Source organism: Streptomyces profundus, assembly GCF_020740535.1.
In the GTDB taxonomy this organism is placed as follows: Bacteria; Actinomycetota; Actinomycetes; order Streptomycetales; family Streptomycetaceae; genus Streptomyces; species Streptomyces profundus.
In genome coordinates, this window is sequence record NZ_CP082362.1 from 4,691,503 (window position 1) to 4,705,489 (window position 13,987).

A 13,987-nucleotide genomic window follows, 5' to 3' on the forward strand; every position below is an offset into this window, starting at 1 on the left:
CGGCTCACTTCCGGTAGGGGTCGGCGGCGTCCCGCAGTCCGTCGCCGGCGAAGTTCAGGGCGAGGACGGCGACGACGACGGCGAGGCCGGGGATCAGCAGCCAGGGGGCGCTGGTCAGGACGCGGACGTTCTGCGCGTCCTGGAGCAGCACGCCCCAGCTCACGACGGGTGGTTGGAGGCCGAGGCCGAGGAAGCTCAGCGAGGTCTCGGCCAGGATCATCCCGGGGATGGACAGCGACAGCGACGCGATGAGATGGCTGGAGAACGAGGGCAGCATGTGCCGGAAGATCACCCGGGGTGGTCGGCAGCCGTCGAGCCGCGCCGAGGTGACGAAGTCCTCGCCGCGCAGGGAGAGGAAGCGTCCCCTGACGACCCGGGCGAGGTCCGTCCAGCCGATGATGGCCAGGATGACGGTGATGGCGAAGTAGCGCTGGATCGGCCCCCAGTCGTAGGGCAGGGCGGCGGCCAGGCCCAGCCACAGGGGCAGCGTCGGGATGGACATGAAGAACTCGACGAGGCGTTGGAGCAGCGTGTCGGTCTTGCCGCCCACATAGCCGGAGACGCCGCCGATGACCACGCCGAGGACGAAGGCGAGGGCGACGCCGACCAGGCCGATGGTCATGGAGACCCGGGTGCCGTGGATCAGCAGGGACAGCAGGTCGTGCCCGGTGCGGTCGCCGCCCAGCAGATAGACGGACGCGCCGGGCTCGGTGGGGCCGATGAGGTGGCGGTCGAAGGGGATCAGGCCGAGGAGGCGGTACTCCTCGCCACGGACGAAGAAGCCGACGGAGATCCGCTGCCCTGGGTCCTCGGTGTAGGTCTGCTCGTACGTCTCGTCGTCGACGCTGGTGGTGTAGCCGTTGACATAGAGGCCGTCGCCGTCGAGGTGGAGCATCTGTGGGGGCGCGTAGGGGAGGTCGCCGTCGAAGTGCTCGGTGCCGTAGGGCGCGAGGAAGTCGGCGAAGAGGGCCACCAGATAGAGCGCGAGGACCACGGCGGCGCCGGCCATGGCCAGCTTGTGGCTGCGGAAGCGCCACCACACGAGCCGCCACTGGGAGGCCGTGTAGTGCCGCTCGACGGCCCGTTCGGTCGAGGGGTCGGTGGTTTCGGGGAGTTCGGCAGGCATGGCGGGCCCCCTACCGCTGTCCGAGCCGGACCCGGGGGTCGAGCCAGGCGAGCAGGATGTCGGAGAGCAGCGTGCCGATGACGGTCAGCACGCTGACGATGAGGATGATCGAGCTGGCCAGGTACATGTCCTGGCTGCGCAGGGCGCCGAGCAGCAGTGGTCCCGTGGTGGGCAGGGAGAGCACCTGGGAGACGATGACCTCCCCCGAGACCAGCCCGGGGAGCACCCAACCCACGGTGGAGACGAAGGGGTTGAGCGCGACCCGCAGCGGATACCGCCACACCAGCCGGCGTTCGCCCATGCCCCGGGCGCGGGCGGCCACCACATACGGCTTGCGGAGCTCGTCCAGCAGGTTGGCCCGCAGGATGCGGATCAGCCCGGCGGTGCCGGCGGTGCCGAGGACGACGACCGGCACCCACAGGTGGGCGAGCAGGTCGAGGAGCTTGCCCAGGTTCCAGGCGGCGTCCTCGAACTCCGGCGAGAAGAGCCCGCCGACGCTCATCCCGAACAGGCTGTAGCCCAGGTACATCAGGATCAGCGCGATCATGAAGTTGGGGATCGCCAGGCCCAGGAAGCCCACGGTGGTGGCCAGGTAGTCCCCGGGCGAGTACTGGCGGACCGCCGAGTAGAGCCCGATCGGGAAGGCGATGACCCAGCCGAGCAGCAGGGTGGTCACGGCCAGCACGATCGTCATCGGCAGCCGGTCCATCACCAGCGAGGAGACCGTCTTGCTGTACTCGAAGGACTGGCCGAAGTCGCCGTGGAGGAGGATGTTCCCCATCCACTTCAGGTACTGCTGGACGATCGGATCGCCCAGCCCGTAGCGTTCGCGGAGGGCGGCCAGCTGGGCCTCGTCCATCCGCTCGCCCTGGTTCTCCATCCGGGAGACCAACGTGGTCAGGAAGTCGCCCGGGGGAAGTTGGATGATGGCGAAGGCCACCACCGATATCCCGAAAAGGGTCGGGATCATGTAGAGGCACCGACGTGCCACATAGCTCAGCACCGCGGACCGTCCCGTTTCCGTCCGCGCTCAGGACTCGATGTAGTACTGCTCGGGGTTGGTCACCCCGGGGTACGGGAACGTGCCGGCGAAGTACGTCTCCTGGACCATGTTGCGGAAGTCCTCGCCGACGATGCCGTAGCCGGGCAGCGCGGTGGAGACGCCGATGGTCCAGAACTCGCGTTTGGCGATGGCCAGGATCTCCCGCATCAGCTCGGTGCGCCGGTCGCGGTCGGGCTCGGCGGCGAGCTGATCGTGGTAGATCCGGTACTGCTCCTTCGCGGCCTCGGGCGGCTCCTGCCCCTCGGCGCCGCCGGTGGCGAGCCAGGTGTACCACTCGGGGCAGAAGGCCGAGTTGTCCCCCCACTCCGGCATGAAGAAGTTGGGGGTGTTGACGGTGTCGAGACCGCCGTCGCCGTCCCAGACCAGGGCCTGGTGCTCGTTGGCCTGGATGAGCTGGACGCGCAGGGTCTCGTCCTCGTTCTGCACCCGCATGTCGATGCCCACGGCGCGCCAGTCGGGGCGGATCAGCTCCAGCGCGTCGGCCAACTCCGGCTTGCCGGCGCCCGTTCCCACCAGGACCCGGAACGAGATCGGCCGGCCGTCCGGGCCGAGACGTATCCCGTCGCCGTCGCGCTCCGTCCAACCGGTGCGGTCCAGAGCCTCGTTGGCCAGGTCGAGGTCGTACTCCGTGTACTGCTTCGCCATCTCCTCGTCGAACAGCTCCGACTCCCTGGCCGGCGCCACCTGCCAGGGCTCGCCCTGCCGCGCGTGCAGGGCGTTGATCAGCTCCTGCCGGTTGATGGCGTGGGAGAGGCCGACGCGGAAGTCGCGGTGGTTGAAGACCTCGCGCCTGGCCTCGTCCCGGCAGGTCAGGTTGAACATGACGGTCAGCGTGTTGAGCTTGTCCGGCACCAGGTCGAAGAAGCGGTAGCCACCCGCCTCCCGCTCGGCGGCCAGCACCGGCTTGTTGCGGGTGGTGGTGACATGCCGGTCCAGCATGTCGATCTCGCCCTGGAGGACGTTGAGCAGCAGCACCTCGGCGTCCTGGACGATCTCGAAGTCGATCCCGTCGAGGTAAGGCAGCTGGTTGCCCTCCGTGTCGACCTTCCAGTAGTACGGGTTGCGGGTGAAACGGACCCGGGTGCCGTCGCCGACCGCGTTCCCCGGCAGCCAGGCGTGCAGCCGGGGCAGGGCCGGGTTGCTCCACAGGGCGCCGGCGTACATGGCGTCCTGGAGCAGCTCGACCGCGCCCGAGTAGTCCAGCTCGCGGGCGGCGGCGTCGGCGTCCTCGCCGTGGTCGGGGTGGAACCTCGCCAGGTAGTGCCGGGGCATCCGGGTCAGCATGTCGCTCGGCCCGCTGGCCAGCTCCTCAAGGAACAGCGCGCGGGGCGCGGCGAAGACCAGCTCAAGGGTGTGGTCGTCGACCCGCTCCAGCCTGGCCGGTTCGCCGCCGGCGGTGAGATGCCCGGGGGTGTCGGGGATGATGTCCCGGTTCATGGCGATGTCCTGGAAGGCGAACAGCACGTCGTCCACGGTGAACGGCTCGCCGTCCGACCACTTCATGCCCTCCCGCAGCCGGAAGGTGAAGCGGGTGGCGTCGCCGTTGACGGTCACCGACTCGGCGACGTTGGGCTCGGCCGCCGTCCAGTCCAGGTTCCAGCGGACGAGGTTCTCGTAGCCCACGGTGTACTGGAGGCGGAAGGTGTCGCCGGCACCGATCAGCGCGTTGCGCCAGGTGCCGCCGTAGCTGCCGACCTGGTCCACCGGGGTCACCACCAGCGGGTTGGTCGGTATCCGCTCGGCCAGCGGCGGCAGTTCGCCCTCCTCGACCAGGCGGCGCAGCTCGGGCGCCTCGCCCTCGCCGTCCCCCGCGCCGCCCCCGTCGCCGCCGCCGTCCGGCGAGAGGCTGCACCCGCCGAGCGCGGTCAGCGTCCCGGCGCCGAGCGCCATGGCGCCGCCGGCGGCGAGGAGTCTTCTCCGGTTGATGCGGCCTGTCGTACGCGTCATCGCGTTCATCTGAATTCCTCCGTGATGGGACACGGCGCTGCTCAGTACCCGTGGACCCGGGGCCAGGACAGCTCGACGCCGTGGTCGGTCAGCAGGCCGCGGTAGTCGGCGAGGTGCCGGGCGTCGGCGTGGACCTGGTGCGGGGTGGCCCGCTCGCGCAGGCAGTAGACGGCCAGCAGCGCGGCGGCCTCGCCGATGTTCCACTCGACGGGGTGCAGCCGGTAGCAGCCGTTGGTGATGTGGGTGGTGCCGATGTTCTTCGCGGCGGGCAGCAGGTTGACCGTCCGTCGCGGCAGCAGCGCGCCCAGCGGGATCTGGAAGGGGCAGGAGCCGATGTCGATGTAGTTGTCCCCTCCGGTGGAGGGGTGCAGGTCGATGCGGTAGGAGCCGACGCCGACCGAGTCGTGGTGGACCACCGCGCCGCGCTCCCCGCGCACCGCGAGGGAGACCTCCTGCTCGGTGACGGTGTGCACGGCCCGGATGCGGCGGGACTCCCGGTGGTAGGGGCCCATGGTCAGGCCGTCGGTCGTGCCCACCACGTCGGGGCGGGTCCGCAGCCCGGGCAGGCCCGTCCCGCCGTCGGCGCGCGGCAGTTCGGTCTGGAGCCAGTAGAGGAAACCGCGGCTCATCGCGCGGGCGCCGGCCAGATGCCGGGCGTCCTGTTCGGCGTCGCCGCCGTGGAGCGGCCCCTCGACATAGTCGATCATCGGCCAGTTGACGATGACGACGTCGGACTCCAGGAAGCCGGGGGTGAAGTTCTCCCTGGCCAGGACGCGGCGGAAGGCCCACAGATCCAGGTCGCCCGCGATCGGCGGAGCGGGGTCGTCGGGGTCGGGGTTGGGTTCGAGAAGCCGTCTCGTGGGTTCGAGGGTCTGTGGCTTCGGTGCCACCATGCCGAACAACGGGCCCGGCCAGTAGGGGGGTTGGTAGTCCCGCCAGAACCCGTAGTCGTCCGGCTTGTCGATGGTGTGGTCCTCGCCCGCCCGGTGTTCCAGGGCCAGGCACCAGGAGGCGGCCTGGATGTTGTCCGGCTGGGCCTGGGCGGGGGCGTGCGGTTCCCCCGTCTCCTCCCTCGACTCGAACCCCGTGACGTACTCGGTTCCGGTGAGCGGGAGCAACTCGCCCGTCTCGGTCGCGTCCAGGACGAACGGGGCGGTCACGGTGAGGCGTTCGTCGTCGCGGGTGGAGCGCAGGGTCACGCTGGTGACGGCGTCGCCGTCGGTGGTCGCCGCGCACGGCACAAGACCGGTCCTGATCTCCAGCCGCCCGGACGCCTGATAGGGGGCCAGCAGGGCGCGCAGCACGTCGTGCGCGACCCGGGGCTCGGCGCACAGGGCGCTCACCCGGCCGCGCCCCGGGTTGAGCGCGCGGTCGGCGCGCGCCTCGGCGGTCAGCGGGTACCAGCGCCGGTAGTGCTCCCTGATGCCCTCGCGCAGGGCGCGGTAGGAGGCGGTGGCGCCGAACTGCTCGATCCAGGGGTGCTCGTCGGGCGGGGTGCCCTGCACGGTGAGCTGCCCGCCGAGCCAGTCGTACTCCTCGGTGAGCAGCACCCGAAGGCCGCTGCGGGCGGCGGCGAGGGCGGCGGCGACGCCGCCCAACCCGCCCCCGATGACGGCGAGGTCGGCGCTGGTCTCGGTCACGAGTCCCCCTTGCGGCGGGTGGTGGGCGGCGGCGCGATGGTGGTGGGTTCCGGGGGCGCGCAGGGCAGCGCGAGCTGCCGCGGGCGCGCCGCGTCCGGCTCGGCGAGCGTCTCGACCAGCAGCCGCACGGCGGCCCTTCCGATCTCGTTGCGTGGGATGCCGAGGGAGCTCCAGGCCACCCCGGGGTAGGGCCCGCCGCCGGTGTCGCGGAGGGTGATGGCGGAGAGGTCGGCGGGAATCCGCAGGCCCCGGTGCGCGGCGAACTCGGCGAGCCGGCCGGTCAGCGACTCCTCCTCGGTGACGAAGGCGGTGATGCCGGAGTCGACGGCCAGGTCGAACCACTCCTGTTCGAGCTGACCCGGGTTCATCAGCACCGGCAGCGGCGGGATGTCCGCCCGCGCGCAGGCCGCGCGGTAGCCGGCCTCCCGGTCGACGAGCGGCTCGGTGCGGTCGGTGAGCCCCAGATAGCAGATCCTGCGGTGGCCGGCCTCGGTCAGGGAGCCGACCGCGTCCCGGGTGCCGGCCGTGTAGTCGGCGCTCACCCAGTCGATCTCGGCGCCCGGCACGGCCCGGCGGCCGATGTGGACGAAGGGGTAGCCGTCCCTGCTGAGGCGCGCCAGGTCGGAGAGGTCGTGGGTGACACCGAGCAGCACGCTGCCGTCCGCGACGTTCAGCCGGTTGGTGCCGTCGCGGTAGAGGCGCCGCTCCCCGTTGTGGTCCTCGGTCGAGGTGAAGAGCACCAGGTCGTAGCCCTCGGCCACGGCCTGCTCCTCCACCCCGATCAGGAACTCGTGGTAGAAGTCCCGGCTGCTGATCGGGAAGACGGCCTCGAAGGTGTGCACCCCCAGCAGCCGGTTGCCCTTGCCCTTCAGGGAGCGGGCGGCGGGGTTGGCCGCGTAGCCCAGCTCGCTGATGGCCTGCCGGACGAGCCGCTCGGTCGCTTGCGGTATGCGGCTGCTGGCGGCCCGTTCGTTGACGACGGCCGAGACCGTCGCCTGGGACACCCCGGCCCGGCGCGCCACATCCGCCTGGGTCGGCGCCCGCCGCTGGCGATTCACTGGCACTGCTTCCCCTCGCTGGTTCGTATCGGCAACTCATCAGCAGGCAAGACGAGTTGTCTGCTGATTGGTTGCAGCGAATGTAGGGAGCGCCGTGGGGGGCGTCAAGACGATGCGCCGAGAAAGTTTCGGCGGCCCGGCGCGAGGCAGGCTGGGTCCGTCCCATGCCGTCCCGTGCCGCTCAGGTTTCGTAGGGCGGCCACCGGAAGCACACCGAGGAGCACCGCGATGGAAACGGCAGAGTTCGCCGAAGCGAACGTTCGCGTCAGGCGGTTGAGGTATGCGGGGCCGTTCGATCCGACCTATGGGTACGACCCGGAGGGGCTGTTGGCCGTGGGCGCCCCGCCGGCGCCCGGGGACTTCGCCGACTTCTGGCGTCTTCGGTTCGCGAGGGCGGCCGAGGTCCAGGTGAGGCCCAGGATCGGGCCCCTGGTCCAGCGGGACGCCGCCCACCGCACCCACCGCGTCGACTTCGGCTCGGTCGGCGGCCGGCGCATCGGCGGCTGGCTCACCCTGCCCGCCTCGGGCCCTGTCACCCGAGGCTGTGTGGCCACCCACGGATATGGCGGTCGCGAACGCCCGGACCCGACGCTGCCACCGCCCGGTGCGGCCACCGTCTGGCCCGTGCTGCGGGGCCTGGGCGCGCTCAGCCGCTTCCCCGACATACCCGAGGCGGCGGAGGAACACGTGCTGCACGGCATCGCGTCCCGGGACACCTATGTGCACGGCGACTGTGCCGCCGACGTCTGGTGCGCGGCCACGGCGCTGCTGGAGCTGGTCCCCGAGGCCGCCGCCCAACTGACCTATCTGGGCACCAGCTTCGGCGGCGGCATCGGCCCGCTGGCGCTGCCCTGGGACGAGCGGTTCAGCGCGGCGGCGCTGACCGTGCCCAGCTTCGGCAACCACCCGTTGCGGCTGACCCTGCCCTGCGCCGGCAGCGGCGAGGCGGTGCGCCGCCTGCACCGCGTGCGGCCGGGCGTGGCCGACGTGTTGCGCTACTTCGACGCGGCGACGGCCGCCTCCCACCTGCGCGTTCCCACCCATGTCGGGGCCGCGCTCCTCGACCCGGTGGTGCCGCCGCCCGGGCAGTTCGCGATCCACAACGCGCTGGCCGGCCCACGCCGGCTCTTCGTCCTGACCGCCGGCCACTTCGACCACCCGGACGCGGCGAGAGAACAGGCCGCGCTCCTGCGCTCCACCCACCGCTTCCTCGCGGAGACCCCCGACGAGCGACGACCTGATCGTTGAGCGGACCGTTGAGCCGGCCCCGCGGCGACGTGCCGGTGGCGGCGGTCCCGACCGGAACTGGCCGGCGGCACCCCGGCTGACCGGGTCGCGCCCAAGGCGGGTTCCGGGCGTGGAATCGGGATCGGCCACGTCAGCGGGATAGATGAGCTGTCAACGATCTCGCTACACTCCCTCAATGAACGCATCGCCTCGCTGGCTGACCTCGGAGCAGCAGGCCGCCTGGGACAGTTTCATCCGCATGCAGGAGAAGCTCATCGGACGGCTCTCCCGCCGAGTCCAGGCCGACTCCGGAATGTCCGCCGCCGACTACATCGTGTTGGCCAAGCTCACCGAGACCGGCGGCGGGCGGATGCGCTTCATGGACCTGGCCAAGCTGGTGGAGTGGGAGAAGAGCCGGATGTCCCACCAGGTCGGGCGGATGGCGAAGCGCGGTCTTGTGGCCAAGGAGGAGTGCCCCGACGACGGGCGCGGCGCGTTCATCGTCGCCACCGCGGCCGGCTACCAGGCGATCGAGGATGCCGCGCCCACGCACGTCGAGCATGTCCGCCGCCTGTTCATCGATGCCCTCGACGCCGAGGAACTCGCCGCGCTCGCCCGGATCTCGAACCGCGTCCTCGCCCATATGGAGCGACAGCCCGACTGACGACCGGGGTCGCGACGAGTTCGTCGCCGGGCGGGCCTCTCCCGCCGCCCCGCTTCCGCAACAAGTTGATGCATCAACTGGATGGGGTTACTGTGGTGCGGAGACCCAGGTCGAGGGACGTATGGAGGACACCATGGCGGTTGAAGTGAGCGACGTGCCCGCGGCGAAGCGGTACGAGGCCCGGGTCGACGGCGAGGCCGGGGTCGCGGGCGTCGCCGACTACCTGCGCACGACGGAACTCATCGCGTTCCTGCACACCGAGGTCGCGCCGGAGTACGAAGGCAGGGGCGTCGGGTCCGCGCTGGCCCGCACCGCGTTGGACGAGGCGCGCGCCGCCAACCTGCGGGTGCTGGCGACCTGCCCCTTCTTCGCGGCGTGGATCGCTCGCCACCCCGACTACCAGGACCTGCTGTACCAGTCCCGCAGCCAGGTCAGCGACTGAACAGCCGGACACGGCGGAGACGGAGGCCCGTTATGAGCGGCGGAGCTGAGCGGAAGGCGTACCAGGGGCGGGCGATCACGGTCACGTTCGAGGCCGGGCGCTGTCGGCACGCGGCCGAGTGCGTCAACGGCCTGCCCGAGGTTTTCGACACGAGCAGGCGCCCGTGGATCCAGCCGGACGGCGCCGCCGCCGATCGCCTGGCCGAGGTGGTCCGGCGCTGCCCCTCGGGCGCGCTGCGATACCAGCTCGCGGACGGCGGGGCGGAGGCGCCGGACCGGCCCGCCCGATCCGCCGAAGCACCCCCCGGCGGTTGACCGTGCGCGGTGAGCGGAGCGTGGCCACGGCGCACGCTCCGCTCACCGGGACGAGGGCCGCGCCGCTCCTCCCCGCCCGCTCGGCGGTCAGATCATCGGGTTGCCGCTGACGGTCGCCTCGGGCGGGGTGAGGTCCTGGACGACGTCCCAGTGCTCGACGATCCGGCCGTTCTCCAGCCGGAAGATGTCGACGATGACGACGGGTCCCGGCGCCCAGCCGTGGACGATGCTGTGGGTGAACACGAGGTCGCCCTGGGCGGCGATCCGCCTCGGCTCCCACGAGAAGCCCTCCAGGCCCGGCACCACGGCGCGGAGCGTTTCCAGACCGCCGGGCAGTTGGGGGCTGTGCTGTACGTAGGGCTCGGCCCAGTACCGGTCGAGCGCGGTGAGGTCCTTCTCGACGAAGAGCTCCCGCATGGCGGTGAGCACGGTCTCGGTGTTACGCCGAGCCTGGTCAGGCGCGGTACCACTGGTCATGGTCAGACTTCCCTTGTCACCAACTCGTCGATGCCCGGGGCACCGAGGACGGGTTGCCGGAACGCGGGGCAACCCGTCCCGGAGCGCCGCTGGAGCCGTGGCCACCGGCGACGGGATCGGCCCGTCCCCGTCGATCAACCGTTCGCGCCTCCCGGAACACGGTCGACCTCCCCCTGGCCGTCGTAGCGGACGAACGCCACGGGGCCTCGGGGGCGCGACGGCCCGTCAGGCGCCGTCTCCGCCGCGCCCTCCGGCGAGGAGCTGCGTCTCCCAGGCGAAGGCCACACCGGTGGCACCGGTGTGCTGAAGCATGATCTCGGTGGCGCCGGCGATGGTCTTCTCGCGGGCCCAGTCGCGCTGCCACTCGCTCATCACGGCCACCCAGGTGATCGGAACCACGCCCGCCTGGGCCATGCGCCGCACGGCTATGTCGTGCGCCTCCGGTGAGACGCCGCCCGAGGCGTCGGTGACGACGAAGACGTCGAAGCCCTCGCCCGCCGCCTGGATGGCCGGCATGGCCACACAGATCTCCGTCCAGAGGCCTGCGATGATCAGCTTCTTGCGTCCGGTCGCCTTGACGGCGTCCACGACGCGCTCGTCCTCCCAGGTGTTGATGAGGGTCCTGTTGATCGGCTTCTGCTCCGGGAACACATCCTGTAGCCCCTGGAGGAGAAGGCCGCCGCGCTCCTCCAGAACGGTCGTCAGAATCGTCGGGACGTCGAACACCTTGGCGGCCTTGCCGAGCCCGACGACGTTGTTGACGATCATCGTCGGTTCGTGGCTGTTCAGGTTGGCGAACTGGAACGGCTGGTGGTCGATCAGCACGAGGACGCTCTCCTCGGGCGTCAGCAGCGCGTCGAGTCCGGCCTTGGTCTCGGTGCTCATGGGATTCCCTTTCTGGAGCTGTGCGTCCACGGGCCGCGGGCGGCGCACCGGATCTCGATGCCCGCGGGCAGCCGAACACGGGCTGGTCGACTGGCGACCCCCACCATCTGGTTGACGCGTCACCTACGTTAGGTGTCGGTAGTTGAGCTGTCAACTAGTGCCCTCCGCCCCTGGGTTGGCGGCAGGCGTCGGGCCGGCCAGGGCGGGTGCGTGGGTGCGTGGGTATGCGAGGGTGCGAGGGGCAGCGAGCGCAAATCCTCGGGGGCATGCCGGAAGGGGCGTGGGTCGAGCCCGCGGGCCCCGAACCAGGCGCTTCGTTCAGGCCGCCTCTGGGGCGTGAGGTGGGGGGTGGTGGCGCTGGTTCTCGAAGCGTTCGACGATGGCGAGTTGGCGGCTGTGGGCGGTGAGGATCCGGCGCGCCGCGGCCGGGGTGACGGCGAGAAGTGCGACGGCGAGTGCGACAAGCGACAGGGCCAGCGGTGGCGTCTCGTGCGCGTGACCAGCCCCCATCAGGGCCACGACCCCGCCGATCAGGAGGATGGCGCGGGTGGGTGAGGTGCCGGCGCGCCGGAAACGGTGGACCGCGATCCTGGCTGCTCCGGCCTCGGCGGGGGTGACCGTGTCCGGTAGGTGCCGCACGGCCGGCGGCCAACAGCTGTCCCACCAGGCCCCATGGGTGCGGTACAGCCGCGTCGTCCATCCGGCGCGACGCCGGGCCTCCTCGCTGTCGTCCCGCAGGAACACCAGCGTGAAGCTCGTTCCTCCCCGTATCTCGTCCAGGCGGTAGCCGAACTCATAGCCGATGGCGACGAGAAGTCGGCCATCGGTGACGACGTTGACGGAGACTCGCTCCGCACCGTCGAGCCGGGCGATGAACTCGTGCTCGTTCAACAGTTTGGACCGCCTGCCCACCTCGGCGAAGGTTCTGGTCGACCGGGACCGCCAAGCATGGCACGCGGCGGCCCGGCGGAGCCGCCGGCCAAGGCCGAACGGGCCGCCGGCGGGCGGCTGTTGTCCGTGCCGCCCGAACGGCGCCCGGGTGCCGGACGGGGGCGGTCGCCGTCCCCGGGGCGTCGCGCCGCCAGGCCCGGCGGACGCCGGCAAGGGTGCTTTGCAGTGCGATTGGTTGCACCTTTGAAGTCGCCTTATTTCAAAGGGTAGTTACGGTACGGTGTTGCGCGAGCGAACGTTTCTGCGAGCGAACGTTTCGGAGCTATCTCATCGTAAGGATCATGGATGACCCACAGGAGAGCCGGCGCCATCGCCGCCGGCGCGGTGGCCGTACTGGGCGTAGGCGTCCTCATACCGACCATCGCCCAGGCCACGCCCGACAGGCCGGGCGAGATCGTGGGTGCGGGCAGTGCCACGGCCATTGACGGCAGCTTTATCGTCGTGCTGAACGAGGAGGTCGCCGCCGGCTCGGAGACGGCCGCCGAGCTCGTCGAGGAGCACGACGCCACCGTCGGCACCGTCTTCGAGACGGTCATCAACGGCTACGCCATCGAGGCCAGCGAGGAGGACGCCGCGCGACTGGCGGCCGACCCCGCCGTTGCCGCCGTCTACCAGGACGAGTTGGTCACCGTCGCCACCGAGACCCAGGACGACCCGCCGTCCTGGGGCCTGGACCGCATCGACCAGCCCGCGCTCCCGCTGGACGCGTCCTACACCCACCCGGCGCACGGCGGCGCCGACACCACCATCTACGTGGTGGACACCGGCATCAACCACACCCACGAGGACTTCGGCGGTCGGGCCGTGCCCGGCTTCGACGCCTTCGGCGGCGACGGCACCGACGACAACGGGCACGGCACCCATGTGGCCTCCACCGCCGCCGGCACGGAGTACGGGGTCGCCAAGCAGGCGTCCCTGGTGTCCGTGAAGGTGCTCGACGCGACCGGTGCCGGCAGCGTCAGCGATGTCATCGCCGGCGTCGAGTGGATCACCGCCCGGGCCGATGACAGCTCCGTGGTCAACATGAGCATCGGCACCCCCGCGAACGAGGCGCTGGACGCCGCCGTCAACGCCTCGTTGACCGCGGGAGTCCACTATGTCGCCGCGGCCGGCAACTCCGACCAGGACGCGTCCCAGGTCAGCCCGGCCCGCCTCAACCGGGTGATCACCGCCGCCGCCAGCACGGCGGACGACAGCCGCCACCCCTCGTCCAACTGGGGCCCCGCCGTCAACGGGTTCGCCCCGGGGGAGGACATCACCGCCGCCTGGATCGGCGACGACACCGCGACCGAGACGCTGACCGGCACCTCCATGGCCGCGGCGCACACCACCGGGGTGCTGGCCCTCGGCCTGCACGACTACCAGGGCACCGAGCCCATGGAGCTGTGGTGGGACTATCTGGTGGAGTCGGTGTTCGTCCATGACGCCATCGACGATCCGGGCGCCGGCAGCGGCAACGTCCTGATCCAGGTGGCCCCGCCGAGGGACCCGGGGCCGCTGCGCGCCTTCGCCCGCAGCGACTGCTCGCTGGGCGACGACGGCGCCTGGAGCTGCACCTTCGACGGCGGTGACTCCCGGTCGCGCGCGGGTATCGTCGCCTACGACTGGAACCTGGGCGACGGCCGGCAGGACTCCGGCGAGACCGTCACGCACACCATGGCTCCCGGCTCCCACGCCATCGAGCTGACCGTGACCGACGCCGTGGGCGACACGCACAGCTGGACCACCCGCGTCGGCCTCAGCGAGAGCGCGGGCGAGCCCGTTCCGTTCTGGGTCAGCACCTTCTGCTACGAGCGCGCCGCGCACTGGGACTGCGGCTCCGCCCCGTACCTGGCGTCCGGTGAGACCCCGTCCCCCCAGCCCTTCGAGTGGGACGTGGACGGCGCGATCATCCGGGGATGGGCCTTCGATCGCAGCTTCCCCTCGGGCGGGGAGTACCAGATCACGGTGACGGCCTTCGACGAGGAGGGCCGCAGCACCCAGCTGGACTCCTCGCTGTCCGTGCCCTGAGGACGAACGGAGACGGGGCGCTCGGCATGCCGATCCGCGTCGGATGGACGCGACTCGCCTTGCCGGGCGCCCCGTTCCCCCGCCGGCCGCCGACCCACCGAAGCGGCTGGGCCGGATCCGGAGCGTGCGGTGGTGGGCTGGCCGGGGCACTGTCCACAGGCCGAACGGCACGACGCGGCTGAT

13 protein-coding genes are annotated in these 13,987 nt (G+C 71.3%); 5 read left to right on the plus strand and 8 right to left on the minus strand.

The window, feature by feature from the left end; all coding sequences use genetic code 11:
• Positions 1 to 4 precede the first annotated feature (4 nt).
• From K4G22_RS20670 to K4G22_RS20690, 5 genes are read right to left on the minus strand one after another with little or no spacing between them, the layout of a single operon-like run.
• Positions 5 to 1,126 carry an ABC transporter permease gene (locus K4G22_RS20670; RefSeq protein ID WP_228081783.1) on the minus strand — a complete coding sequence of 374 codons (1,122 nt, stop codon included), beginning with the start codon at positions 1,124 to 1,126 and terminating at the stop codon, positions 5 to 7.
• 10 nt (positions 1,127 to 1,136) lie between these two features.
• On the minus strand, positions 1,137 to 2,129 hold the full coding sequence (locus K4G22_RS20675) for an ABC transporter permease (RefSeq protein WP_228081784.1): 993 nt from the start codon (positions 2,127 to 2,129) through the stop codon (positions 1,137 to 1,139).
• 27 nt (positions 2,130 to 2,156) lie between these two features.
• A complete protein-coding gene (locus K4G22_RS20680) occupies positions 2,157 to 4,136 on the minus strand; it encodes an ABC transporter substrate-binding protein (RefSeq protein ID WP_228081785.1) in 1,980 nt (659 codons plus the stop codon).
• Positions 4,137 to 4,177: 41 nt separating this feature from the next.
• Positions 4,178 to 5,776, minus strand: coding sequence for an FAD-dependent oxidoreductase (locus tag K4G22_RS20685; RefSeq protein WP_228081786.1), 1,599 nt, complete (start codon positions 5,774 to 5,776; stop codon positions 4,178 to 4,180).
• Positions 5,773 to 6,840, minus strand: a complete 1,068-nt coding sequence (locus tag K4G22_RS20690; RefSeq protein WP_228081787.1) for a LacI family DNA-binding transcriptional regulator — start codon at positions 6,838 to 6,840, stop codon at positions 5,773 to 5,775. The genes K4G22_RS20685 and K4G22_RS20690 overlap by 4 nt, the downstream gene beginning before the upstream one ends.
• A 222-nt stretch (positions 6,841 to 7,062) precedes the next feature.
• Here K4G22_RS20690 and K4G22_RS20695 point away from each other — a divergent pair, with 222 nt between their 5' ends.
• The 4 genes from K4G22_RS20695 (at position 7,063) to K4G22_RS20710 (ending at position 9,481) form a co-directional block, all read left to right on the plus strand.
• On the plus strand, positions 7,063 to 8,082 hold the full coding sequence (locus tag K4G22_RS20695; RefSeq protein ID WP_228081788.1) for an acetylxylan esterase: 1,020 nt from the start codon (positions 7,063 to 7,065) through the stop codon (positions 8,080 to 8,082).
• 175 nt (positions 8,083 to 8,257) lie between these two features.
• A complete protein-coding gene (locus K4G22_RS20700) occupies positions 8,258 to 8,725 on the plus strand; it encodes a MarR family winged helix-turn-helix transcriptional regulator (protein ID WP_228081789.1) in 468 nt (155 codons plus the stop codon).
• A gap of 133 nt (positions 8,726 to 8,858) precedes the next feature.
• Positions 8,859 to 9,167, plus strand: a complete 309-nt coding sequence (locus tag K4G22_RS20705; protein WP_228081790.1) for a GNAT family N-acetyltransferase — start codon at positions 8,859 to 8,861, stop codon at positions 9,165 to 9,167.
• Between the two features lie 32 nt (positions 9,168 to 9,199).
• The gene (locus K4G22_RS20710; RefSeq protein ID WP_228081791.1) at positions 9,200 to 9,481 is read left to right on the plus strand and encodes a (4Fe-4S)-binding protein; all 282 of its coding nucleotides are present in this window, start codon (positions 9,200 to 9,202) and stop codon (positions 9,479 to 9,481) included.
• Between the two features lie 87 nt (positions 9,482 to 9,568).
• Here the strand turns inward: K4G22_RS20710 and K4G22_RS20715 are convergent, their stop codons facing one another.
• The 3 genes from K4G22_RS20715 to K4G22_RS20725 form a co-directional block, all read right to left on the minus strand.
• The gene (locus tag K4G22_RS20715; protein ID WP_228081792.1) at positions 9,569 to 9,958 is read right to left on the minus strand and encodes a nuclear transport factor 2 family protein; all 390 of its coding nucleotides are present in this window, start codon (positions 9,956 to 9,958) and stop codon (positions 9,569 to 9,571) included.
• 225 nt (positions 9,959 to 10,183) lie between these two features.
• Entirely contained in the window at positions 10,184 to 10,843 is a 660-nt protein-coding gene (locus tag K4G22_RS20720; protein WP_228081793.1) for a hydrolase, read from the minus strand.
• A 318-nt stretch (positions 10,844 to 11,161) separates the two neighbouring features.
• On the minus strand, positions 11,162 to 11,755 hold the full coding sequence (locus tag K4G22_RS20725; RefSeq protein WP_228081794.1) for a hypothetical protein: 594 nt from the start codon (positions 11,753 to 11,755) through the stop codon (positions 11,162 to 11,164).
• Positions 11,756 to 12,079: 324 nt separating this feature from the next.
• On the opposite strand from K4G22_RS20725, the gene K4G22_RS20730 reads away from it, so the two are divergent.
• Positions 12,080 to 13,804 (plus strand): S8 family serine peptidase, encoded by a 1,725-nt coding sequence (locus K4G22_RS20730; protein ID WP_228081795.1) that lies wholly within the window; start codon positions 12,080 to 12,082, stop codon positions 13,802 to 13,804.
• Positions 13,805 to 13,987: the final 183 nt, after the last annotated feature.

Bases quoted from the DNA above. Each gene is read 5' to 3' on its own strand.
- K4G22_RS20715 (WP_228081792.1), bottom strand. From the start codon at position 9,958: ATGACCAGTGGTACCGCGCCTGACCAGGCTCGGCGTAACACCGAGACC.
- K4G22_RS20670 (WP_228081783.1), bottom strand. From the start codon at position 1,126: ATGCCTGCCGAACTCCCCGAAACCACCGACCCCTCGACCGAACGGGCC.
- K4G22_RS20700 (WP_228081789.1), top strand. From the start codon at position 8,258: ATGAACGCATCGCCTCGCTGGCTGACCTCGGAGCAGCAGGCCGCCTGG.
- K4G22_RS20695 (WP_228081788.1), top strand. From the start codon at position 7,063: ATGGAAACGGCAGAGTTCGCCGAAGCGAACGTTCGCGTCAGGCGGTTG.
- K4G22_RS20720 (WP_228081793.1), bottom strand. From the start codon at position 10,843: ATGAGCACCGAGACCAAGGCCGGACTCGACGCGCTGCTGACGCCCGAG.
- K4G22_RS20730 (WP_228081795.1), top strand. From the start codon at position 12,080: ATGACCCACAGGAGAGCCGGCGCCATCGCCGCCGGCGCGGTGGCCGTA.
- K4G22_RS20680 (WP_228081785.1), bottom strand. From the start codon at position 4,136: ATGACGCGTACGACAGGCCGCATCAACCGGAGAAGACTCCTCGCCGCC.
- K4G22_RS20710 (WP_228081791.1), top strand. From the start codon at position 9,200: ATGAGCGGCGGAGCTGAGCGGAAGGCGTACCAGGGGCGGGCGATCACG.
- K4G22_RS20705 (WP_228081790.1), top strand. From the start codon at position 8,859: ATGGCGGTTGAAGTGAGCGACGTGCCCGCGGCGAAGCGGTACGAGGCC.